Origin of the sequence: Aeromicrobium sp. Sec7.5 (assembly GCF_036867135.1) — a bacterium.
Classification (GTDB): Bacteria; Actinomycetota; Actinomycetes; order Propionibacteriales; family Nocardioidaceae; genus Aeromicrobium.
This window is the reverse complement of sequence record NZ_JBAJIJ010000001.1, coordinates 571,195-593,222: the sequence shown is the minus strand read 5'-3', so window position 1 is coordinate 593,222 and position 22,028 is coordinate 571,195. Positions and strand designations below refer to the sequence as shown.

The window sequence follows — 22,028 nt, the reverse complement described above, 5'->3', positions numbered from 1 at the left end:
CCCCCGTGACTGGTTGGCGGCGTGCGGTCTGGCGTGAGGCAGGTTCTGGCGGGTCGTGCGGTGGGTCAGGCCCGGCTGGGCACGAACGTCGACATGAGGCGTTCGAGCGCCAGCAGCGGTGCGGCGTTGGCCTCCAGCGCCAGCCGGCACTCCACGATGGCATCGATCGCCGCCATCGTCTCCTCGACCGTCCACACCTCGGCCTGCCCCACGGCGGCGTCGGCGACGTCGGCGTTGACCAGGCCGTGGGTGGCGGACGCCGCCCCGAGCTGCAGGGCGGCGACGTCGCGGCAGAATGCGAGCAGGTCGAGCAGCACCCCGTCGATCGCATCGCGGGCGAGCCGCTTGCGCCGACGCTCCTGCTCCTTCGTGAGGCTCGAGAGTGCACCGGCGTAGCCCGCCGGCCGCTTGCCGCGGTCCTCGACGCCCCAGCTGGCCTTGATGTCGCCCTGCTCGCGAGCGTCGGCGACGTCGCTGAACGCGGCGGCCCGGGCCGTGGCCTCGGTGTCGACCTGCTGCGCCGCGACGAGTGCGTCGCCGAGGTGGGCGACGCGCTGCGGGATCGACAGGATCTGGCGGCGGCGCTCGCGCGCCTCGGGATCGCGGGCCAGGCCACGGGCGCGACCGATGTGACCCTGCGAGGCGGCTGCGACGGCTGCCGCGAGAGCGGGCTCGATGCCGTCGCGCCGGACGAGGAGCTCGGCGATCGCGGTGGCCGGCGGGGTGCGCAGCACGACCGATCGGCAGCGCGAGCGGATCGTGACGATGACGTCCTCGGCCGCCGGGGCGCACAACATCCACACCGTCTGCGGCGAAGGCTCCTCGAGCGACTTCAGCAGGGCGTTGGCGGCCTGGTCGGTGAGCCGGTCGGCGTCCTCGACCACGAGCACCTGCCAGCGGCCGACCGCGGGGTGCAGGGCCGCGCGGCGCACCGCGTCGCGCGCGAGGTCGACGCCGATCGAGAGGCCATCGGTGCGGATCGTGCGGATGTCGGGGTGGGAGCCGGCCGCCGCCATGCGGCAGGACTCGCAGGATCCGCAGCCGCCCGTGTCGCACTGCATCGCCGCGGCGAACGCGAGCGCGGCGGTGGAGCGGCCTGACCCGGGTGGTCCGGTGAAGAGCCAGGCGTGGGTGGCCCCCCGCGGATCGGCGACGACGCCCTGCAGCGTGTCGACGACGGGCTCCTGCCCGACGAGCTCGGTCCACACCGTCATGGCCGCACCTCGGTCAACAGCCGCGACTCGAGAGCCGCGCGGATGTCGGCGTGCACGCTGCCCGGCTCGCGGTCGGCGTCGACCACGAGGTACTCGTCCGGACGCTTGGCCGCGAGGTCGAGGAAGTGCCGTCGGACTCGCCGGTGGAACTCCAGGGGCTCGGCCTCGATGCGGTCGTGGCCGTCGCCGGCACGTCCGGCGCGCACCAGGCCGACCTCCGGGTCGACGTCGAGGACGACCGTGAGGTGCGGACGGAGGTCGCCCGTGGCCCAGGCCGCGACCCGGGCGAGCTCGGTGGCGTCGATCGCGCGGCCCGCGCCCTGGTAGGCCAGCGTGGAGTCGACATAGCGGTCGCACACCACGACCTCGCCGCGGGCGAGCGCGGGCGCGATGACCGTGGCGACGTGCTCGGCCTTGTCGGCGGCGTACACGAGCGACTCCGTGCGGGGGTCGAGGGCGCCGGTGGCGGGATCGAGCAGGATCTCGCGCAGGCGGGACCCGACGGGGGTGCCTCCCGGCTGGCGCGTCTGCAGGACCGTGCGTCCCTGCTGACGCAGCCACTGCACCACGAGATCGGCCTGGGTGGACTTGCCACCGCCCTCGCCGCCCTCGAGCACGAGGAAGAACCCGGCGCCGGAGTCAGATGCCATGCCGGGAGCCTAGTGGCTCGCGCCTACGAGAAGAGGAGCTCCACCCCGAGGTCGGCCGCGATCGCCAGCGGTGCCGCGGGGTCGATGACGGTTCCGGGGACGAGCGACACCGAGAGCTGCGGCCGCTCCAGGTACCCGTTGAACGCGACCGAGTACGTCCCGACCGGGCCGAGGTCGCCGATCGCCTGCAGGACGGCCGTCGCGTCGGGCACCCAGGAGCAGTCGCCGAAGCCACGGATGGTCGCCTCGCTCGTCGTGTCGCTGCCGCTGCCCGCGCCGGTCGGGAGCGTGCCCGCCACGGTCAGTGACTCCAGCGACTCCACGAGGTCCTCGTCCTCGCAGGCCGCGGCGGCCACCGCGAGCGCATCGGCACGCGTCGTCAGCGTGTTCGCCGACCCATCGGCCTCGACCTCGCTCGGTCCGGTGCCGAGGGCCGCGAATGCGCGGGCGTGGTCGACGCGGTCGGCGATGTCGTCGCGCAGCTCGTCGTCGTCCGGAGCGGCCTCGAGCACCTGGAGCGAGAACGCCGTGATGGTGCACTCTCCCTCACGGTTCTCCGCCGCGAACCGGACCTCCAGCCCGTAGCCGACCTGGTCGTCGACCTCGTGGGCCGTGATCTCCCACGCCTCCCGCACGATCTCGACGTCGCTCAGGTCGTCCACGAGCGTCACCGTCACGTCGGCCGACCCCGTGAACGGCAGCGCGCCACCTCCCACGGAGATCGACGACTCCTCGACGGCGTCGCGACCGTCGAGGAACGGCCGGAACTGGTCCGCGAAGGCCGCTCCCCGGTCGACCGCGCCGCAGCCCGCAAGTCCGATGACGACCAGCGCCACTCCGGACGCCATCGCCGCGCGTCGCATGTCGTGGACCCCAGGCCTACGCAAAGTAGACGTCCACGCCGAGCTCGGCGGCTCGCGCCTGGGCGGGGGCCACGTCGACCGGGACGGTGGGGGCCAGCGTGACCCGCAGCGACGGCCGGTCGTCGAACTCCGAGTGCTCGGCGGAGTAGGACGTGACCGCTCCCGGAACGGCCATGAGCGCCAGGATCTCGGTCATGCCGGAGAGCCACGAGCAGTCGCCCGCGTCGACGAGCGTGACGCGGCTCCCGGGCGTGCCGGTCGAGAGGTCGTCCTCGACCGTGCCCCCGGGGAGGGTGCCGTCGGGCGCGGGCCCTTCGACGAAGAAGTAGTCGACGACCCGCTCGAGACCGGTGTCGTCGCACAGGGCCGTGGCGACGGCCAGGGCGTCGCCCGTCGACCGCATCCGGAAGTCGTCGGGCCCGGCGGAGGCCTCGGTCTCCCCGATGCCGAACCCGACCAGGGTGCGGGCGATGCCGAGGCGACGCTCGATCTCGCGGCGGAGCTCGGCCTCGTCCCCCTCGGGAGCCGGCCCCGGCACGCCCAGGTGGAACGCAGCGAGTGCCGGGTCGCCCGTGTCGGTCTGCGTCGGGAACCTCACCTCGAGGTCGTAAGAGACCTGGTTCTCGACCTCGTGCGCGGTGATCTCCCAGACCGCGTCGACGACCTCGTCGTCACTCAGGCCGGCCACGACCTCCACCGACACGTCGCCCGTCCCGGACCACGGCAGCGGGTTCGTGCCACCGGCCTCGGCGACCTCGAGGTCGTCGCGTCCGTCGAGGAACACCTGGAACTCGGCCGCGAACGCCGAGCCCTTGTTGACGTCGCCGCAGCCCGCGAGCACGGTGACGACCAGCACCACCATGAGTCCCGTCGCCGTCCGCCGCATGCACCCGACCCTAGGCGAGGTCGGGCGGCTCATCCCCGGGGACGACTCCCCATCGCGTCGATCTCGGCGAGCAGGGCCGCCTTCTCGGCGTCGCTCTGGAACGAGAACCGCACCGACTGCCGCACCAGCTCGGTGACGCCCGCAGCGTCGAGCTGCAGGAGCTCGGCCGCCACCTCGTACTCGCGCAGGAGCGTGGTCGAGAACATCGGCGGGTCGTCCGACGCGATCGTGACCGGCACGCCGGCGGCGACGAGCTGCGGCAGCGGGTGCTCGGCCAGGCTCGCGACCGCCCCCGTGCAGACGTTGGACGTCGGGCAGACCTCCAGGGCGATCTGGTGCTCGGCGAGGTGCGCCATCAGCGCCTCGTCCTGCGCAGCCGCGATGCCGTGGCCGATGCGCTCGGCGCCGAGGTGCTCCAGCGCGTCCCAGACGGTCTGCGGACCCGTGGTCTCACCCGCGTGCGGCACGCTCCGCAGCCCCGCGGCACGGGCGGCCGCGAAGTGGGGGGCGAACTGCGGTCGAGGCACGCCGACCTCGGGCCCGCCGAGCCCGAACCCGACCAAGCCGTCCGGCTGCTGCCCGAGGGCGATCGCCAACGTGGCGTCGGCCGCCGGGAGACCCGACTCCCCCGGGATGTCGAAGATCCACCGCAGCTGCGTCCCGTGATCGCGAGCCACCCGCTGCCGGGCGTCCTCGATGGCCTCGCAGAACGCGTCGGGAGCGATGCCTCGGACGACGGACGTGTAGGGCGTCACGGTGAGCTCGGCGTACCGGACGTTCTGCCGGGCGAGGTCGGCGCCGACGTCGTACGTCAGGGTCGCGACGTCGTCTGGCGTGCGGATCAGGTCGACGACCGACAGGTAGACCTCGATGAAGTGGGCGAAGTCGGTGAACGTGAAGTACTCGGCCAAGAGCTCGGGATCGGTCGGGACGGGGCTCGAGCCCTCGTGGCGGGCCGCCAGGCGAGCCACCGTGGCCGGGCTCGCGGAGCCGACGTGGTGCACGTGCAGCTCGGCCTTCGGCAGGGCGGCGATCAGCTCGGTGAGGGCGGGGTCGGTGAGGGCGGGGTCAGTGGGCGCCATGGCGACCTCCTGGGTGGGAGGCGCCCTTCCGTCCTGCGGGCCTGACGAGCGTGGCGGGCCCAGCCCGTCGCAGCGCCTCTCGTCGACCGCGATGGTCACGCTAGCAATGCCGCCGGCGGGCGTCGAGGGGCGTCCGGGAGCGGTCAGTCGACCGACGACGTGCGGGCGAGGATCGCGTCGGCCGCGGCGTCCGGGACCTCCGTGGGGATCCAGTGGCTCACGCCGAGGAGCACGACGAGCTCGTACGGCGCGTCGACGTGCTGCTCACTGGCCTCGGCCGACGCCCGCCCGATGAACAGGTCGCGGTCGCTCCAGACCATCGTCGTGGGGACGGACACCCGGGTCGGTGCCCGGCGGTCCAGAAACGGTAGTGCGCGGTACCAGCCGAGCCCGCCGCGCAGCGCGCCGTGGTCGAGGATCCCGGACCGGAAGCGGTCGACGTCGGCGTCGCTCATGCCGGTGCCGCGCATGATCCGTCGGTGGATCCGCCAGCGCCGGCTCAGCACGAGCTCGGGCAGGAACGGGATCTGGAACGCGAGCATGTACCAGGACTTCAGGCCTTGGACCGACCGCGTGAGCGCGTGCACGAAGGCCGCCGGGTGCGGCACCGACAGCGCCGTGAGGCTGCGCACCAGGTCGGGACGGGCGATCGCCAGCGACCAGGCGACCATCGCGCCCCAGTCGTGACCGACGACGTGGGCCCGGCCGCCGGCGCGCTCGACGAGGGCCGCGACGTCACCGACGAGGAGGTCGACCCGGTAGCTGCGACGACCGCGGGGGCGCGCGCCGGGCGAGTAGCCGCGCTGGTCAGGCGCGAGCGTGCGGTAGCCCTCCGCGTGAAGACGCGCCGAGACCTCGTCCCACGACGATGCCCGCTCCGGGAACCCGTGCAGCAGCAGCACGACGTCGCCGTCGATCGGTCCGGAGTCGACGACGTCGAACGTCAGCCCGTCATTCGTGTAGCTCGAGATGCGCGCGAGAGGGGCAGTCATGCCGCGAGTATGCCCGGAGCCCGGGGTGGGCGGTGAGTGTTCCACCACCTGGGCGCTCGGGCGGTGGAACACTCACCGCCCGCTGGCACCAAGCACAGGCCCTACTCCGCCTTCTTCGCCGAGGTGCCCGTCTTCTTGGCGGCGGTCTTCTTGGCCGGCGTCTTCTTCGCGGCGGTCTTCTTCGCGGCCGTCTTCTTCGCCGCCGTCTTCTTGGCCGGCGACTTCTTGGCCGCCTTCTTGGCGCCCTTCTTCGCGGGGGCCTTGGCCCGGCGCTCCGCAAGCAGCTCGTGCGCGCGCTCCGGCGTGATCGTGTCGACGTCGTCGTCCTTGCGCAGGCTCGCGTTGTGGTCGCCGTCGGTGACGTAGGGCCCGAAGCGGCCGTCCTTGACGACGATCGGCTTCTCGCTGACCGGGTCGACGCCGAGCTCCTTCAACGGGGCCGCGGCGGCACGCCGGCCATACGTCTTCGGCTGCGAGTAGATGACGCGGGCCTCGGCCTCGGTCAGGGTGAGCAGCTGCTCCTCGGTCTCGATCGACCGCGAGTCGGTGCCCTTCTTGAGGTACGGACCGTAGCGGCCGTTCAGCGCCGTGATCTCCTCGCCGTCCTCGCCCGTGCCGACGACGCGAGGCAGCGTGAGCAGCTTGACCGCGTCGTCGAGCGAGAGCGAGTCGAGGTCCATCGTCTTGAACAGGCTGGACGTGCGCGGCTTGGCCGACTTGGGCGAGCCGTCGGGCAGCGACTCCACGACGTAGGGACCGTAGCGGCCGTTGCGGGCCACGACGTCCAGACCCGACTCCGGGTGGGTGCCGAGGTGCTTCTCCTGGCCGGCCGGGTTCTGCAGCAGCTCACGGGCCGCGTCGAGCGTGAGCTCGTCGGGCGGGAGGTCCTCGGGCACGTTGGCGCGGGTGGGCACCTCGGTGCCACCGTCGCCGGGCACCATCGGCGGGCCCTCGACGTACGGGCCGTAGCGGCCGACGCGCACCGCGACGCCCTCGCCGAGGTCGAACGTGGCCAGGCCACGGGCGTCGATGTCGGGGAGGTTCTCGACGAGCTTCTTGAGGCCGGTGTCGCCCTCGTTGTCGCCGGACCAGAAGCCCTGCAGCACGCGAAGGCGGTCCTCGCGACCGTGCGCGACCTCGTCGAGCACGCCCTCGAGCTGCGCCGTGAAGGAGTAGTCGACCAGCCGGCTGAAGTGCTGCTCCATCAGCCGCACGACACTGAAGGCGATCCACGCCGGGACCAGCGCGGTGCCCTTCTTGTAGACGTAGCCGCGGTTCTGGATCGTGTTGATGATCGAGGCGTAGGTGGAGGGGCGACCGATCTCGCGCTCCTCGAGCTCCTTGATCAGGCTGGCCTCGGTGTAGCGCGCCGGCGGCTTCGTCTCGTGGCCGCTGGGCACCAGCTCGTGCGCCAGGACCGTGTCGCCCTGGGCGAGGTTGGGCAGCTTGGTCTGCTGGTCGTCGCCCTGGGCCGTCGGGTCCTCGTGCGTCTCGACGTACGCCTTGAGGAAGCCGTGGAACGTGATCGTCCGGCCCGACGCGGTGAACTCGACCGCGCGGCCGTCGGTGGCGTCGCCGGCGAGCTTGATCGAGAGCTGCTCGCCCTGGGCGTCCTTCATCTGCGAGGCGATCGTGCGCTTCCAGATCAGCTCGTAGAGCTTCGCCTCGTCGCCGGAGAGGCCGGCCTTCTGCGGCGTGCGGAACCGCTCGCCGGCGGGGCGGATGGCCTCGTGGGCCTCCTGCGCGTTCTTCGAGGTACCGGCGTAGACGCGCGGCTTGTCGGGCAGGTAGGCCGCGCCGTACAGCTCGCCGACCTGGGCGCGGGCCGCGTTGAGGGCGGTCTGGCTCAGCGTCGAGGAGTCGGTCCGCATGTAGGTGATGTAGCCGCCCTCGTAGAGGCGCTGCGCGACCTGCATCGTGCGAGCGGCGCCCCAGCCGAACTTGCGGGAGGCCTCCTGCTGCATCGTCGTGGTGCGGAACGGGGCGTACGGCTTGCGCGAGTACGGCTTGGCCTCGACCGAGGCCACCGTGAGGGGGCGACCGCGCAGGCCCTCGGCCAACGTCGTGACCGAGGCCTCGTCGAGCTGCACGACCTCGGGGTTCTTGAGCTGGCCGTCGGCACCGAACGCCGACCCGGTGGCGATGCGCTTGCCCTCGACCGTCATGAGTCGGGCGGGGAAGAACTGCGGATCGTGCTTCTCGTTCGCGTCGAACGTGGCGTCGAGGTCCCAGTAGGACGCGGACCGGAACGCGATGCGCTCGCGCTCGCGCTCGACCACCAGGCGGGTCGCGACGGACTGCACGCGACCGGCCGACAGGCCGCTCATGACCTTCTTCCACAGGACCGGGCTGACCTCGTAGCCGTAGAGACGATCGAGGATGCGGCGGGTCTCCTGCGCGTCGACCAGGTCCATGTCGACGTCACGGGGGTTGGCGATCGCGCGCTGGATCGCCTCCTTGGTGATCTCGTTGAAGACGATGCGCTTGACCGGGACGTTGGGCTTGAGCTCGTCGAGCAGGTGCCACGCGATGGCCTCGCCCTCGCGGTCCTCATCCGTCGCCAGCACGAGCTCGTCGGCGTCCTTGAGGAGCTTCTTGAGCTTGGTGATCTGCGACTTCTTGCCGGCCGAGACGACGTAGACCGGCTCGAAGTCGTTGTCGATGTCGACCCCGAGGCGTGCCCAGGGCAGCCCCTTGTACTTGGCCGGGACCTCGTCGGCGCCCTGGGGCAGGTCACGGATGTGACCCACCGAGGCGTCCACGACGTAGCCGTCGCCGAGGTAGCCCGCAATGCTGCGGACCTTGTTCGGCGACTCGACGATCACGAGGCTGGTCACGGGGGAATCCTCTCTAGGGCCGGGAACGACGGCAACCGGCGGGCACACCGTAGCGTGCTCCCGCAACAAGTCTGCATCCCTCGCCCGGAGCGGGCGTGGCGTGACTAGGCCCGAGACGCGACCAGGAACCCCTCGGCCACGAGGTCAGCGACCTCCGCGCGACGCTCGTCCTTCAGCGTCTCCGGGTCGAGGTCGAGCAGCGTCGCGATGGCCCCCAGGACCTGCCCCGAGGTGAGGTCGCCGTCACTGGCGGACAGCAGTCCGGCGGTCACGGTGTCGACACGGCGCTCGCGGCGCAGGCCTTCCTGGAGGCGCACCGTGATGACGGCGGGGTCCTCCGCGCCCGGCTCGCCCCACGTGTGCTGGACGAGGTCGGGGGCGGTCGTCCACGTGTGGTCGAGCACCTCGCCCGTCACGTCGTGGGCCTCGGCCCACTGCAGGACGGTGGGGCCGACCGGGCCGGCGACCTGTCCGTCCCACGACTCGATACGCACCGAGGGCGTGGTGCGCCCCGCGCGGCGCAGCGTGATCCAGCCGAATCCCATGGCGCCGATCCCCTGCTCGGCGAACCAGCCGAGCCAGCGGTCGTAGGCGGCGGTGTACCCGGGGCGGCCACGGTGTCCGGAGTCGGCGAGCCACATCTCGGTGTAGGCCTCGAGGTCCACCTCCTCGCGCTCGAGCACCCAGGCGTCGAGACCGGTGTGCTCGATCCAGCCTGCGAGGCGGTCCTGCCACGAGCCGTCGGCGGGATGCACCCAGGACGCCAGCAGGTGGCACATGCCGTCGTCCGTGAGGTGGTCGGCGGCGCCGGCGACCAGCCGACGCACGACGTCGTCGCCCTCGAAGCCGGTCTCGCGGTAGACCAGGCGGTCGCCGTCGGGCGGCGACACGACGAACGGTGGGTTCGAGGCGATCAGGTCGAAGCGCTCCCCCGCGACGGGCTCGTACAGGCTGCCGTCGCGGACGTCGAGATCGACCCCGTTGAGCTGTGCCGCATTGATCTGGGCGGTGAGGCGCGCCATGTCGAGCGCCCGCGGGTTGACGTCGGTGGCGACGACGTGCCGGGCATGCTGCGCGAGGTGCAGGGCCTGCACGCCGCAGCCGGTGCCGAGGTCGAGCGCGCGGTCGACGGGACGACGCGCCACGAGTCGGGCCAGGGAGGAGGACGCCTCACTGATGCCCAGCACGTGCTCGGGGCCCACCTCGACCGGTGAGGCGTCGATCCCAGGCGTGAGGTCGCAGACGACCCACCAGTCGTGGTCCTCGTCGCCGTAGGGCCGCACGTCGACCCGGGCCCGCACCTCGTCGCCGGAGACTGCGAGGAGCCCCGCGGCGGCCAGCGGCTCGACGAGGCCCGGGAGCGCCCGGTCGGCCGCCCCACGCTCGACGGGGCGCTGCAGGGTGAACAGGCGCACGAGCACCGCGAGCGGCGAGCCGTCCGACGCCGCGCGGACGGCCGGGGTCGACTCGTTGCGTCCGAGTGCCGCGTGGGCGCTGGTGCCCAGGAGGGCGTGCACGCCGTCGGCCGTGAACGTGGCGCCGCGGAGCGCGTCCGCGAGCCGGTCGGTGACGTCGTGCGGGAGCGAGAGCCGGCTCACGCGTGGGCGGCGACGGCGGCCTCGACGCTGTCGTGCAGGCCGAACACCTTGTCCAGACCCGTGATCTGGAAGATCTTGAGCAGCCGCTCGTGCGTGCAGACGATGTCGAGCGTGCCGTCGTCGGCACGGACCCGCTTGAGGGCTCCCACCAGGACGCCGAGTCCGGTCGAGTCCAGGAAGTCGACCCGCTGGACGTCGACGATCAACCGCAGCTTGCCGCTCTCGATCGCCTCCACCACGGCCTCGCGCAGCCGCGGTGCCGTGTACACGTCGATCTCTCCACCGATCTCGAGCACCTCGAACGGCGGTACCGCACGCGTCTCCACCGTGAGCTCCATCTGATCTCCCCTCCAGGTTCGCGTCATTCTGGCACGCCTCGCCCGGAAGCGACCGTCGAAGGCGCTCGCTCGGCCGGTCGGGGGCGACCGGGCGTCTGGGAGACTCGGGTCGTGCGACCGGCCGATCTCGTCGCGCGCCACGGAGAGCGCGTCACGCACGTCGAGCTGCAGCCGGCGCGCGAGGCGGTCGTGGAGCCCTGGCCCGAGTGGGTGCCGGGATCGGTGCGCGCGGCCTACGCCCGCCAAGGCGTGACCCATCTCTGGGCGCACCAGCGCGAGGCGATCGACCACGTCCGCGCGGGTCGGAACGTCGTCGTGACGACCGGCACCGCGTCGGGCAAGTCACTGACCTTCCAGGTCCCGGCGCTCACCGCGCTCACGGGCGGCCGGGAGGGCGAGGCGCTCCACGGCTCACGCTTGCCCTCCGTGCTCTACCTCGCCCCCACCAAGGCCTTGGCCGCCGACCAGCTGCGGCGCCTGCGCGAGCTCGACCCGCAGGTGCGTGCCGCGACGGTGGACGGCGACAACAGCCGTGAGGAGCGCCAGTGGGCCCGGGACCACGCGGCATGGGTGCTGACCAATCCCGACACGCTGCACCACGTGATCCTGCCGGGCCACCAGCGCTGGACCAGGTTGCTGCGCGGGCTGCGGGTCATCGTCGTCGACGAGTGCCACCACTACCGGGGTGTCTTCGGTGCCCACGTGGCCCTCGTGCTCCGCCGGTTGCTGCGGCTGTGCGAGCACGCGGGGGCGACCCCCGTCGTGGTGTGCTCGTCGGCGACCGTGGCCTATCCCGAGGCGTTCGCGAGGCGGCTGACCGGTCTCGACGCGACCGCGGTGACCGAGGACGCGTCGCCGCACGGCGCACGCACCATCGCGCTCTGGGAGCCGCCGCTGCTCGACGCCGACGACGTCGCCTCGGGAGCCCGGCGGCCGGCGTCGCACGAGGCCGCCGACCTCCTGGCCGACCTCACGTCGGCCGAGGTGCAGAGCGTGTGCTTCGTGCGGTCCCGCCGGGGCGCGGAGCACGTGACCTCGCGCGCCCGCGACCTGCTGGCCGATGTCGACCCGTCACTCCCGGAACGCGTGGCCACCTACCGCGGCGGCTACCTCCCGGAGGAGCGTCGGCTGCTCGAGGAGCGTCTGAGGTCGGGCGATCTGCTCGGCCTCACCTCGACGTCGGCGCTCGAGCTCGGCATCGACGTCTCGGGCCTCGACGCCGTGGTCACGGTCGGCTTTCCAGGCACCCGGGCCTCGCTGTTCCAGCAGTGGGGGCGGGCGGGTCGCGGTGGCCAGGAGTCGCTGGGCGTGCTGATCGCGCGGCCCGACCCGATCGACACCTACCTCGTCCACCACCCCGAGACGATCTTCGCGGCCCCGCTCGAGGCCACGGTGTTCGACATCGACAACCCGCACGTGCTCGGCCCCCACCTGGCCGCGGCGGCCCACGAGCTGCCGCTGAGCGAGCGGGAGCTCGACCGCTTCGGGCCGCGCGCTCGCGAAGGCGTCGACGCCCTGACGGACGCCGGCTGGTTGCGTCACCGGAGCGCCGGGTGGTTCTGGACGCGGCGCGAGCGCGCGAGCGACCTGGCCGACCTGCGCGGCGGGAGCGGACGGCCCGTGCAGATCGTGGACGCCGCGACCGGGCGCCTCGTGGGCACGGTCGATGCCGGCACCGCCGACGGGACCGTGCACGAGGGAGCCGTGTACGTGCACCAGGGCGACACGTACGTCGTGGAGGAGTACTCCCCCGAGGACGGCGCGGCGGTCGTGCGGCGCGACGACCCCGGCTGGACGACGCAGGCGCGGTCGTCGACCCGTGTCGACGTCGTCGACACCGCGCACACGACCGACTGGGGCCACGCCACGATCGCGACCGGCACCGTGGACGTGACGACGCAGGTGACCTCGTACCTGCGTCGGTCCTCGAGCGGCGGTGGCACGCTCGGCGAGGAGCTGCTGGACCTGCCCGAACGGAGCCTGCGCACCTCCGCCGTGTGGTGGACCCTCGAGCCGGAGCAGGTCGCGGCCTGCCTCGAGGCGATCGACGTGCCGGGGGCGGCACATGCGGCCGAGCACGCCTCGATCGGGCTGCTGCCCCTGCTCGCGACGTGCGACCGGTGGGACCTCGGCGGACTCTCGACGGCCCTGCACCCCGACACGGGTCGGCTGACGGTGTTCGTGCACGACGGCCATCCCGGGGGCGCGGGGTTCGCGGAGCGTGGCTACGACACCGCAGCCACGTGGCTGCGGTTCACCCGCGACACGATCGCCGCCTGCCCCTGCCCCACCGGGTGCCCGGCCTGCGTGCAGTCGCCGAAGTGCGGCAACGGCAACGACCCGCTGGACAAGGCCGGGGCGGTGCGCCTGCTGGACGCCGTGCTGCGTGACGCTCACGACCCGTCGAGATAGCTGGCCGGCGCGGCGCGCGAGGTCTGTCGCGACGACCAGCCCCGCCCCCACCACCGAGGTGTCCGTACTTCGGTGGTGATCGTGGCGACCGCGGCGTCGAGCCGGCACGTCACGATCTCGGCACCGTTCTGGCGTGCGACGTCGCGGGCCGCCGCGCAGCCGTCGCGCCCGGCCTCGACCGCGCGGGAGGCCGCGAGCGCCGACAGGTCGGCCGCTGCCGCCGCGGCGTGCTTCGCGCGGACGGCCGACCCGAGCTCGAGCACGCTCCCGGCGACGACCAGCAGGAGAACGGCGACGCCGACCGCGGCGGCCGACACGGCGCCGACCTCGCGCCCGCGCGGCCGCCGTGCTCGCGTCACGAGGACTCCAGGGCCGCGACCGCCGTCGAGGAGAGGTCTCGGCCGACCGGGTCGTCGAACCACGTGCCGGGCAACGTCGACCGCACCGAGACGACGACCTCGACGACGCCGTCGCGCTCGGTGATGACGACCTCCGAGCCCTCGGGCGCCTGGTCACGGGCGACCTGCTCGGCCTCCGCGACGGCATCGCCCCGTGCCACCATGCGGGCCGCCTCACGGGCGGCGTCGGTGAGCCGCACCTGCGTGTAGCCGAGCGAGCCCGTCCAGAGCAGCAGCACGCCCACGACCACGGCCAGGGGCGTGATGACGGCGAGCTCGGCCGTGGCCATGCCCCGCTCCCCGTCGGCGGACGATCGCCGGGTCACCGCAGGATCCCGCGGAACGGACGCAGGAACGGCCACCCGTCGGCCCAGGGAAGATCACGGAGGCCGAGCTCGAGCCAGGGCCGCACGAGCTCGAGCAGCGTGCCGTCGCCGGCCAGGCGCACGAGCACGGCGGCCATGGCGGACGCGCCCACCGTGCCGACGGCGTACTCGGCGGTGGTGACGCCCGAGTCGTCGCGGCCCGAGTCGTCGCAGCAGGGTGAGGTCGGCCGCGAGAAGGGGTGAAGGGTCATCGATGGTGCTCCTCGATCGAACGGGCAAGGCCGGGGCGCTCGCGGCGCCCCGGCCTCCGGGGGTCAGAACAGCCCGAGCGACGGGATCTTGTCGAAGAGGCCCTTGAGCATGCCGTTGAACCAGTCGCTCTGGGCGATCTGCACGAGCACGCCGCCGACCGTGCAGGCACCGACGGTGCCGACCGCGTACTCCGAGGTGGTCATGCCGCGCTCGTCCCGGCGAGCGTGGTCACGGATGGGGAGTCGACTCATGAGGAGTCCTTTCATCGATGGTTGGACACCGAGAAGATGGGCGGCGGCGAGGCCCGGCTGCGGACCGATCGACCGCCTGTGGACCCGCGGCGCCTGGGGACGGTCATCCGAGGACCGAGCCGACGAGACCCAGGATCGTCGGCACGATGCCGACCAGGAAGAACGCCGGCAGGAAGCACAGCCCGAGCGGCAGCGCGGTGGCGACGCCGCCTGCCCGGGTGCGCCGCGTCATCTCGGCCTGGCGCCGGCGCCGCAGGTCGTCCGCCGCGTGCGTGACCACCAGCGCGGGCGCCGCGCCCGACCGTTCCGCGCGCACCAGGGCACGGGCCAGCGGGGCCAGGTTCGGGTGGCGGGTCGCATCGCGCCAGACCCGCGCCGGGTCGGCCACCGTGACGAGTCGGGAGGCCAGGTCCGCGAGCTCCGCACCGACCTCGCCCCGCATCGCCCGGGCGGCCGCGGCCACCGCGGCCCCCGGTGGTCGGCCCGCGTCGAGCGCGGCAGCCACGAGGTCGAGCGTCAGCGGCACCGCAGCGGGGACGATCGGGGATGGACGACGGGCCCGAGCCACCCGCTCGCGCACGAACGGGGCGGCCACGCCGCCGGCCAGGGTTCCCCAGGGCCATCCGACGACCAGGGTGCCTGCCAGCACGACCGCCGCGGCCACCAGGATCCCGCGATCGACCTCCCGGGGAGGCGCCGCGACGCCCAGGACCCGCCGCGCCCGGCGGTGCGGCGAGGGCCCGCCCAGCAGCAGCACGGACGCGCCCGTGAGCACTGCGGCGAGCAGCGTCATGCGCCGCGCCTCATCCGCGCTCGGCGCGGTCGGCCGTGGCGTCGATCCAGCGGACGCCCGCGCAGGCCAGTGCCGTGCCCGCGGCCACGCTGGCGGCTCCGGGGAGCGTCGAGGTGATCACCTCCACGGGGTCGGCCCCCAGCCCCGCGCCGAGGAAGAGGCCGAGGAGCGGCAGTGCCGCGAGCAGGCGTCCCGTCGCCCGGGCCGGCTCGACCGTGGACCGGACGTCGTCGGCCAGCTCGGTCTCGAACCGGAGCCCCCGCGCCACCCGGTCCAGGACCTCGGCCAGGGGCGCACCGCAGGCCTCGCTCACGTGCCACGCACCGGCCAGGGCGTCGAGCCCGGACCGCCCGGGGACGTCGGCCGCGACGCGCAGCGCGTCGGCGGTGTCGCCACCGAGCTCGGCGACCTGGGCCGCCGGCGCCAGGAGCGGGTGGTCGACCGCGACGGTCGCGAGCGCGCGGTGGGGCAGCACTCCGGCGCGCATCTCGGCCGCCAGCGCGTCGACGAGCTCGGTGACCTCCTGCACGGCAACGCGCACCTCCTGGCGGTGTCGGCCACGGCGCAGCTCACGACTCGCGAACACGGCCACGCCCAGCGCCGTGACGAGCACGAGGAGCACCGCGACGCCGTCGAGCAGCGGCAGGAGGCCGGCGACCCCGGGGACCAGCACGACGAGGAAGAGTCGTGGAGGCCATCGCGCGAGGGCCGAGTCCGGCAGCCGGTGCGAGGCGACCCAGCGCGGGTCAGGACGCGCGAGGAGAAGCGCGCACCCCGCGGCGACCGCTGCCCACGCGGCAAACGGGACGGCGCTCACCGCACGCCGCCTCGTCCGAGCACGGCCCTGAGCTCGTCGTGCCCCGGCCCCTCCCGGAGCCCGCCCGGACCGAGCAGGAGCGCCGGGACGCAGTCGACGAGGCGATCGGGCCCGGACCGCACGACCCCGACGTGGTCGACCGACCGACGCCCCTCGTGGTCGCGCCGCACGTGGACCACGAGGTCCAGCCCGGCGGCAAGCTGGGCGTGGAGGGCCTCGCGCGGCAGACCGGCCGTGAGCGCCAGAGCCTCGAACCGTGCCGGGACGTCGGACGCGGAGTTGGCGTGGATCGTGCCGCACCCGCCTTCGTGCCCGGTGTTGAGCGCTGCCAGGAGGTCGACGACCTCGGCGCCGCGCACCTCGCCGACGACGAGCCGGTCCGGACGCATGCGCAGGGCCTGTCGGACGAGGTCGCGCAGGTCGACGGCCCCACGTCCCTCGACGTTGGGCGGCCGCGCCTCCAGCGCGACGACGTGCGGGTGGCGGGGCCGGAGCTCGGCGGCGTCCTCCACCACGACCAGTCGCTCCTGCGCCGGCACCTCGGCGAGCAGCGCGGCCAGCAGCGTCGTCTTGCCCGAGCCCGTGCCGCCCGAGACCATGAAGGCCGCCCGCGAGGCCACGACCCCCCGGAGCACGTCGGCCCCGGCGGCCGTGAGCGAGCCGGCGGCCACGAGGTCGTCGAGGCCGAGGCTCAGGCGGGACGGGACCCGCAGGCTCAGGACCGTGCCGGGCTGCGCGATGGGGGCCAGGACCGCGTGCAGGCGGGTGCCGTCGGGCAGCCGCGCGTCGACCCACGGGCTGGCGTCGTCGAGCCGCCGACCCGCCAGGGCCGCGAGCCTCTGGGCGAGCCGCCGCACCTCGGCCTCGTCCAGAAAGCGCACGTCGGCGGGCTCGAGGCCGTGGCCGCGGTCGACGTGCACGGCATCCGGCCCGTTGACGAGGACATCGGTGACACCCGGAAGTGCCAGCAACGGCTCCAGGGCCCCGGCACCCCCGGTGTCGCGACGCACCCGGTCGACGATGGCCAGGACGGTGTCGGGGCCGAGCACCCCCGGCTCGGCCCGGAGCGCCCGCGCGACGTTCTCGGGCGACGGCGCCACCGCGTCAGCCGCCAGCCGGCGCCGGACCCGCTCGACGAGGGCCTCCGTCACGGCGGTCACCGGGGCCCCATCCCGAGCAGGCCCAGCACGGTCACGGCGAGGGCGTCGAGCGACCGCGACCGGGCGGGGCCACGGCCCGACGCGATCGACCGGGACACGGCGCGCCGGTGAGCCGTGCGTGCGACGACCGGGACCGGGAGGTGGTCGCTGAGCGCTCCGCGCCCCAACCCGCCGGGCAGGCCACGACCCACCGCGACGACCGTGCCCGCACTCGCGCGCACGGCCGTGAGCAGGTGGCGCGCCGCTGCGATGCCGTGGACGGACTCGGGCACCACGACGAGGGTCAGCTCTGCGGCCCCGAGGACCGAGAGCGCGGTCGGGTGGCGGGGGACGTCGAGTACGACGAGGTCGGCCGCCCTGCGTGCGGCCGACACGACGGTGCGCGCCTCCGGCTCCGCCGCAGCGCCGTCGCGCGAGCGGGTCAGGAACGCCACGTCGCGGTGGTGGGGCAGGACGTCGACGAGCGCGCCCGCCGGCAGGCGGCCGCCGCCCAGGTCGAGCGTGTCCCACCGGGCGCCGTCCTCGGCCTCGGCGCCCAGCACGAGGTCGAGGCCGCCGCACGGGTCGAGGTCGCACAGCACGGTGCGCCAGGAGCGCTGCGCGGACGCCAGCGCGACACCGGCGGCGACCGTGGAGGCACCGGCTCCCCCGACGGCTCCGACGACCGCGAGCACGCAGGCCTCGGCACGGCCCTCGAGTGCCGCCCCGAGCAGCTCGAGCACCTCCCGCTGGGCGTCCGCATCCGGACGGCAGACGAGCGCCGCCCCGAGGCGGACCGCCGTGCGCCAGACCTCGTCGTGGTCGCCGACCGCCGGGTCGACGAGCACGACATGGGGCCGGCGGGCGACCTCGGCCTCGACGAGCGCTCGCGCCATCGGCGCGTCGACGACGACGGCCGCGGCCTCGGCCCAGTGACGTCGGGCCTCGGCGACACTCACGGCCGGCTCGGCGACGGCCCCCAGAGCGGCCGCCCACCGGGCGGCGGCCTCACGGGTGGCGGCGTCGGTGGCCGCGACGACGACGACTGCATCCATGCTCCGACCCTGACCGGCCCGCCTGGCCCGTGCGACGGGCCGCTCGTGGCCTGTGGACGGCCAGCATCGCCGCGCGACCTGGGGACGAGCGTCCGTCGGGCCCCTATGCTGAGGTCATGGAACAGCCGCCCGACGGGCGAGGGGCCGCGTTCTTCGACCTCGACAAGACGATCATCGCGAAGTCGAGCACGCTGGCGTTCAGCCGTCCGTTCCTCGCGGAGGGTCTGCTCAGCCGCCGGGTGGTCCTACGCAGCGCCTACGCGCAGTTCATGTTCGCGGTCAGTGGCGCCGACCACGACCAGCTCGAGAAGATGCGGGCCTACCTCACCCAGATGGTGACCGGCTGGGAGGTCGCCACGGTGCGTCAGGCTGTGGCCGAGACGTTGCACTCGATCATCGAGCCACTCGTGTACGACGAGGCCGTCGCGCTCATCGCCGAGCACCGTGCTGCCGGTCGCGACATCGTCATCGTCTCCGCCTCGGGCTCGGAGGTCGTCGAGCCGATCGGGGCCCTCCTCGGCGCCGACGTCGTGGTGGCCACCACGCTCGTCGTGGAGGACGGTCGCTACACCGGCGAGATCGACCGGTACGCGTACGGTCCGCACAAGGCCGTGGCGATGCGTGAGCTTGCCGTCGAGCGTGGCTACGACCTGGGATCGAGCTACGCCTACTCCGACTCGGTCACCGACGTGCCGATGCTGGAGGCGGTCGGGCACGCCTTCGCCGTCAACCCCGACAAGGCCCTGCGCCGAGCCGCCGGTGAGAACGGCTGGCCCGTGCTGGAGTTCCGTCGACCTGTGGCGCTCACCTCCCCGCTGCGCCTCGACACCCCGGTCGGCAAGATCCTCGTCACGGCGGCAGGCGTGGGTGCCGTCGCCGGCGCGGTGGTCGCCGCTGTGTTCGTCTCGGGTCGGCGCTCGCGCACCTCGTCGTAGCGGGTGGCGGGCGAAAAGAACCGCGCCGAGGGGGTTGTGTGATTCAGGTCACATGAGGCATGGTGGAGGCACGAGAACTTCACAGCCGGCCCAGCAAAACTCGGTACCCACGCGGCGATCACCCGTCTCACAGGGCAGTCGCTCCCGGATGATCTGCGGACCTCACGGTCGTGGACCGGGACGACCTTGACGCGACAGCACGCTTGGTAACCAGTCAAGCTGGACCCCGACGGCGTCACTGCTTCCGAGCGGTGGCGCCGTCCTTCTCTGCCCGCGCCCCGGCCTCCACGAGAACCCTTTCCTCGCCCTCATCCTCGTCCTGCGAGAGCTCGTGCCGCAGCGGCAGCAGGAACGGGAGTGCGAGCACGCACCAGACGTAGCGGTCCCAGATGATCGTCGTGATCACGCCGATCATGACGTACCCGGAGCACGGCAGGACGAGCAGGAGGAACCGGCGGTCGATCGTGAAGCACCGCAGCAGGACAGCGCCGAGCATCGCCATGAAGAAGGCCAGGCCCACCACTCCGACGGCTGCGGCGATCTGAAGATAGATGTTGTGCGCCGCGTAGATGTCAGCCAATCCGGAGCCCACGACAGGGTGAGACTGGAACTGGGACGTGGCCACGTCGGCCAGCATCTCCCGGTCCAGGTCCGAGTATTGTGCCGAGCCGCCACCGAGGAGCCGTCCGAATGCGTTGTCGGACGAGCTCTCACCCGCCAGGATCGCCTGCGCCGCGACATAGATCACCGGCAGAGAAGCCCCGAACAGCAGCACGGCGGACACGATCGACCGGCTGATGACGGGATAGAGGGCGATCACCGCGGCCGTGGCGAGCAGCGCCGCGCGGCTGCCACTCACCCACACTGCGCCCAGGCACGGCAGTGCCGCCAAGAGGGCCATGACACCCCAGAAGCGAGGCAGCACCTCCCACAGGACGATGGCCACGCCGATCGCCAGCATCGCGCACAGCCCCATGATGTTGGGGTGGGTCGAGAATCCGATCCGCCGGCCGAAGTCCCCGACACCCTGAGTGAACGAGGCGAAGAAATTCGCGGCGTTGCCGAGCACGAAGGCCCAGGCGAAGATGATCGCCATCTTCTCGCCCGGTCGCCAGACCATGAAAGCAATCGGGAGGAGCATCGCTCCGACGACGAGCCGCAGCACGCTGTTCAGACTGCCCCCCGTGTCGTCGGACAGCACCGAGGAGAGCAGGGCCGTGCCGGTGAGACCACCCACGGCACCGAGGAACCAAGGGTCGAGGCTCCAGCGTCGCCCGAGCACGACCGGAAGCAGGCACCCGATGCCCACGAGCAGGAAGACGTCGGACAGGGAGACGAACGACAGGGCCGCGACGGGGCGCAAGTTGTCCATCGGCGAGAGCGCGATGCCGAGGACGAGCGCACCGATCGCCGTACCCTCGAAACCCACGACGCCGATCGAGGTGACACCGATGATCAGGCCGATAGCGGCGATGCCTCCGATGGTCGAGCTGGTCGCCAGGGGCACCAGCGCCAGGAGGCAGGCGGCCATGACCCCGACCGGCAGGAGCCAGGTGCCCCACCGCAGCAGGGACTCGCGCCTGCTCTCACCGACGGCACCGATCATGGAAGGACCTCAGCGTGAGGCACGGCGCCCCGTGCCCTCGCGCTTGTTCTCCTTCGCCATGGCTCGCGCCGCCTTCCGGTCGTTCTTGGCATCCTCGGTCGCTCCGTACCCGTACCCGTACCCGTATCCGTACCCGTACGTGTCGCCCGACCGGCGCGGCGTGCGGTTCAGGACAGTGCCGATCAAGCGGCCGCCGACGCCCTGCAGGCGGGTGATCGCCAGCCGGAGCTGCTCGCGTGAGGTGCTGCCGTAGCGCGTGAGCAGCAGCGCTCCGTCGACCTCGGTGACGAGGATCGACGCGTCCGCGACGGGGAGCATGGGCGGGGCGTCGATGATGACGAGGTCGAACATCGCCGTGGCGTCACGGATCAGCTGACGCATCGCGTGCGTGCCGAGGAGCTCGGCGGGGTTCGGAGGTCGCGGACCCGTGCCGAGGAAGCTGATGCCATTGGCGTGCGGTTGGATGGCGCCCGCGAGCGACGTGCGACCGAGCAGGACCGACACGACACCGACCGAGTTCTCCAAGCCGAGCCGCGTGGCGACATTGGGATTGCGCATGTCGGCGTCGATCAGCAGAACCGACTTGCCGACCTGCACCATGGACAGCGCGAGGTTCGTGGCGACCAGCGTCTTGCCCTCGTTCGGGACGGCGCTCGAGACCAGGATCGATCGGACGGACTCGTCGAGGCTGGCGAACTGCAGGTTGGTCCGCAGCACGCGGAACGCCTCCGCGAGCGACACGTCGGAGTCGCTCGCCATGGGGTTCTTCTTGACGTTCGGCTCGAACGGCAGCGTGGCGAGCGCCGGGGTGCCGGTGATCCGCTCGATGTCGTCGCGCGACTTCACGGTGCGGTCCAGCAGGTGGCGCAGCAGGGCCCCCGCGATCGCGAGGAACAGGCTGACGAGCACGCCGAGCGCGATGCTCAGGGTGACGTTGGGGGCGACCGGCTCGTCGCTGAAGCTCGGATCGGTCGCGACCCGCGCCGTGATGGCGGCCGCCTCGATTCCCGAGGCGGGCTGCTCGAGGCGCTCGACGAGGTCGACGAGCTGCGCCGCCTCCTCCTCGGCGATCTGCTGGGCGAGCTCGGGGGTGTCGGCCCGGACGCTGATGTCGATCGTCTGGGTCGACGTCACGACCTCGGCGGAGATCATGCCGCTGAGCTCCTCGAAGGTCATGTCGAGGTCCAGCTCGTCGATGACGTCCTGCAGGATCGTGGGGTCCTTGGCGAGGTCGGCGTACGAGGCGACCCGCTGGGTCACGAGGAACGAGGCGGCGTACTCGGCCTGGCCGCCCGTGGGGGTCGAGACGAAGAGCTTGACGTTGGACCCGTACTGCGGCGTCATCGTCAGGACGATCGCGAACGTGGCGATCGTGCCGGCGACGAAGGTCACCAGGCTGAAGCGCCACCGCGTCCGCAGTGCGGTGAGAAACTGCCGCAGATCCACCAGAACACCCTTCGTCGTGCCGCCGAGTCGGTCGGGCACGGACGAGTCTATGCGAACGGCGTGTCAGCACCGGACCAACGACTCGGTCGAACCACTCCACGATCGGCGACACCCCGACTACACTCGCGCTGTTCCCCG

21 protein-coding genes are annotated in these 22,028 nt (G+C 73.0%); 2 read left to right on the top strand and 19 right to left on the bottom strand.

The annotated features are described in order from the left end of the window. Positions 1–65 precede the first annotated feature (65 nt). From V6S66_RS03035 to V6S66_RS02995, 9 genes are all read right to left on the bottom strand, one after another. Positions 66–1,214, bottom strand: a complete 1,149-nt coding sequence (locus V6S66_RS03035; RefSeq protein WP_334205288.1) for a DNA polymerase III subunit delta' — start codon at positions 1,212–1,214, stop codon at positions 66–68. Continuing rightward, complete coding sequence (tmk, locus tag V6S66_RS03030; protein ID WP_334205287.1) at positions 1,211–1,864, bottom strand: dTMP kinase; 654 nt, start codon at positions 1,862–1,864, stop codon at positions 1,211–1,213. Before tmk ends, V6S66_RS03035 begins: the two co-directional genes overlap by 4 nt. Before the next feature lie 23 nt (positions 1,865–1,887). Continuing rightward, positions 1,888–2,727, bottom strand: coding sequence for a hypothetical protein (locus V6S66_RS03025; RefSeq protein WP_334205286.1), 840 nt, complete (start codon positions 2,725–2,727; stop codon positions 1,888–1,890). Between the two features lie 16 nt (positions 2,728–2,743). Beyond that, entirely contained in the window at positions 2,744–3,613 is an 870-nt protein-coding gene (locus tag V6S66_RS03020; protein WP_334205285.1) for a hypothetical protein, read from the bottom strand. Positions 3,614–3,642: 29 nt separating this feature from the next. Beyond that, entirely contained in the window at positions 3,643–4,695 is a 1,053-nt protein-coding gene (locus tag V6S66_RS03015; protein ID WP_334205284.1) for an adenosine deaminase, read from the bottom strand. Between the two features lie 143 nt (positions 4,696–4,838). Continuing rightward, entirely contained in the window at positions 4,839–5,687 is an 849-nt protein-coding gene (locus tag V6S66_RS03010; protein ID WP_334205283.1) for an alpha/beta fold hydrolase, read from the bottom strand. Between the two features lie 101 nt (positions 5,688–5,788). Then, positions 5,789–8,524 carry a type I DNA topoisomerase gene (topA, locus tag V6S66_RS03005; RefSeq protein WP_334205282.1) on the bottom strand — a complete coding sequence of 912 codons (2,736 nt, stop codon included), beginning with the start codon at positions 8,522–8,524 and terminating at the stop codon, positions 5,789–5,791. A gap of 104 nt (positions 8,525–8,628) precedes the next feature. Continuing rightward, positions 8,629–10,122: a DUF7059 domain-containing protein gene (locus V6S66_RS03000; RefSeq protein WP_334205281.1), complete on the bottom strand. Its 1,494-nt coding sequence runs from the start codon at positions 10,120–10,122 to the stop codon at positions 8,629–8,631. Further along, positions 10,119–10,460, bottom strand: coding sequence for an anti-sigma factor antagonist (locus V6S66_RS02995; RefSeq protein ID WP_334205280.1), 342 nt, complete (start codon positions 10,458–10,460; stop codon positions 10,119–10,121). The genes V6S66_RS03000 and V6S66_RS02995 overlap by 4 nt, the downstream gene beginning before the upstream one ends. Positions 10,461–10,571: 111 nt before the next feature. On the opposite strand from V6S66_RS02995, the gene V6S66_RS02990 reads away from it, so the two are divergent. Beyond that, entirely contained in the window at positions 10,572–12,872 is a 2,301-nt protein-coding gene (locus V6S66_RS02990) for a DEAD/DEAH box helicase (protein ID WP_334205279.1), read from the top strand. On the opposite strand, the gene V6S66_RS02985 is transcribed toward V6S66_RS02990, so the two are convergent. The 8 genes from V6S66_RS02985 to ssd all read right to left on the bottom strand — a co-directional run bounded on the left by V6S66_RS02985 (position 12,854) and on the right by ssd (position 17,903). Further along, a complete protein-coding gene (locus V6S66_RS02985; RefSeq protein WP_334205278.1) occupies positions 12,854–13,231 on the bottom strand; it encodes an Rv3654c family TadE-like protein in 378 nt (125 codons plus the stop codon). The two genes, V6S66_RS02990 and V6S66_RS02985, sit on opposite strands and share 19 nt — an antisense overlap. Further along, a complete protein-coding gene (locus V6S66_RS02980; RefSeq protein ID WP_334205277.1) occupies positions 13,228–13,596 on the bottom strand; it encodes a TadE family type IV pilus minor pilin in 369 nt (122 codons plus the stop codon). The genes V6S66_RS02985 and V6S66_RS02980 overlap by 4 nt, the downstream gene beginning before the upstream one ends. Then, on the bottom strand, positions 13,593–13,847 hold the full coding sequence (locus V6S66_RS02975; protein ID WP_334205276.1) for a DUF4244 domain-containing protein: 255 nt from the start codon (positions 13,845–13,847) through the stop codon (positions 13,593–13,595). Before V6S66_RS02975 ends, V6S66_RS02980 begins: the two co-directional genes overlap by 4 nt. A 63-nt stretch (positions 13,848–13,910) precedes the next feature. Then, entirely contained in the window at positions 13,911–14,099 is a 189-nt protein-coding gene (locus V6S66_RS02970) for a DUF4244 domain-containing protein (protein WP_334205275.1), read from the bottom strand. Positions 14,100–14,202: 103 nt separating this feature from the next. Next, positions 14,203–14,892 carry a type II secretion system F family protein gene (locus V6S66_RS02965; protein ID WP_334205274.1) on the bottom strand — a complete coding sequence of 230 codons (690 nt, stop codon included), beginning with the start codon at positions 14,890–14,892 and terminating at the stop codon, positions 14,203–14,205. 10 nt (positions 14,893–14,902) lie between these two features. After that, positions 14,903–15,709: a type II secretion system F family protein gene (locus V6S66_RS02960; RefSeq protein ID WP_334205273.1), complete on the bottom strand. Its 807-nt coding sequence runs from the start codon at positions 15,707–15,709 to the stop codon at positions 14,903–14,905. Beyond that, on the bottom strand, positions 15,706–16,869 hold the full coding sequence (locus V6S66_RS02955) for a TadA family conjugal transfer-associated ATPase (RefSeq protein ID WP_334205272.1): 1,164 nt from the start codon (positions 16,867–16,869) through the stop codon (positions 15,706–15,708). Before V6S66_RS02955 ends, V6S66_RS02960 begins: the two co-directional genes overlap by 4 nt. Then, positions 16,866–17,903, bottom strand: coding sequence for a septum site-determining protein Ssd (gene ssd, locus V6S66_RS02950; RefSeq protein ID WP_334205271.1), 1,038 nt, complete (start codon positions 17,901–17,903; stop codon positions 16,866–16,868). The genes V6S66_RS02955 and ssd overlap by 4 nt, the downstream gene beginning before the upstream one ends. 116 nt (positions 17,904–18,019) lie before the next feature. Here ssd and V6S66_RS02945 point away from each other — a divergent pair, with 116 nt between their 5' ends. Continuing rightward, a complete protein-coding gene (locus V6S66_RS02945) occupies positions 18,020–18,838 on the top strand; it encodes an HAD family hydrolase (RefSeq protein ID WP_334205270.1) in 819 nt (272 codons plus the stop codon). Between the two features lie 235 nt (positions 18,839–19,073). Here V6S66_RS02945 and V6S66_RS02940 read toward each other — a convergent pair whose 3' ends face one another. Together V6S66_RS02940 and V6S66_RS02935 are read right to left on the bottom strand one after the other, a co-directional pair. Further along, a complete protein-coding gene (locus V6S66_RS02940; RefSeq protein ID WP_334205269.1) occupies positions 19,074–20,444 on the bottom strand; it encodes an O-antigen ligase family protein in 1,371 nt (456 codons plus the stop codon). A 9-nt stretch (positions 20,445–20,453) separates the two neighbouring features. Continuing rightward, a complete protein-coding gene (locus tag V6S66_RS02935; RefSeq protein WP_334205268.1) occupies positions 20,454–21,890 on the bottom strand; it encodes a polysaccharide biosynthesis tyrosine autokinase in 1,437 nt (478 codons plus the stop codon). Between the last annotated feature and the right edge of the window lie 138 nt (positions 21,891–22,028).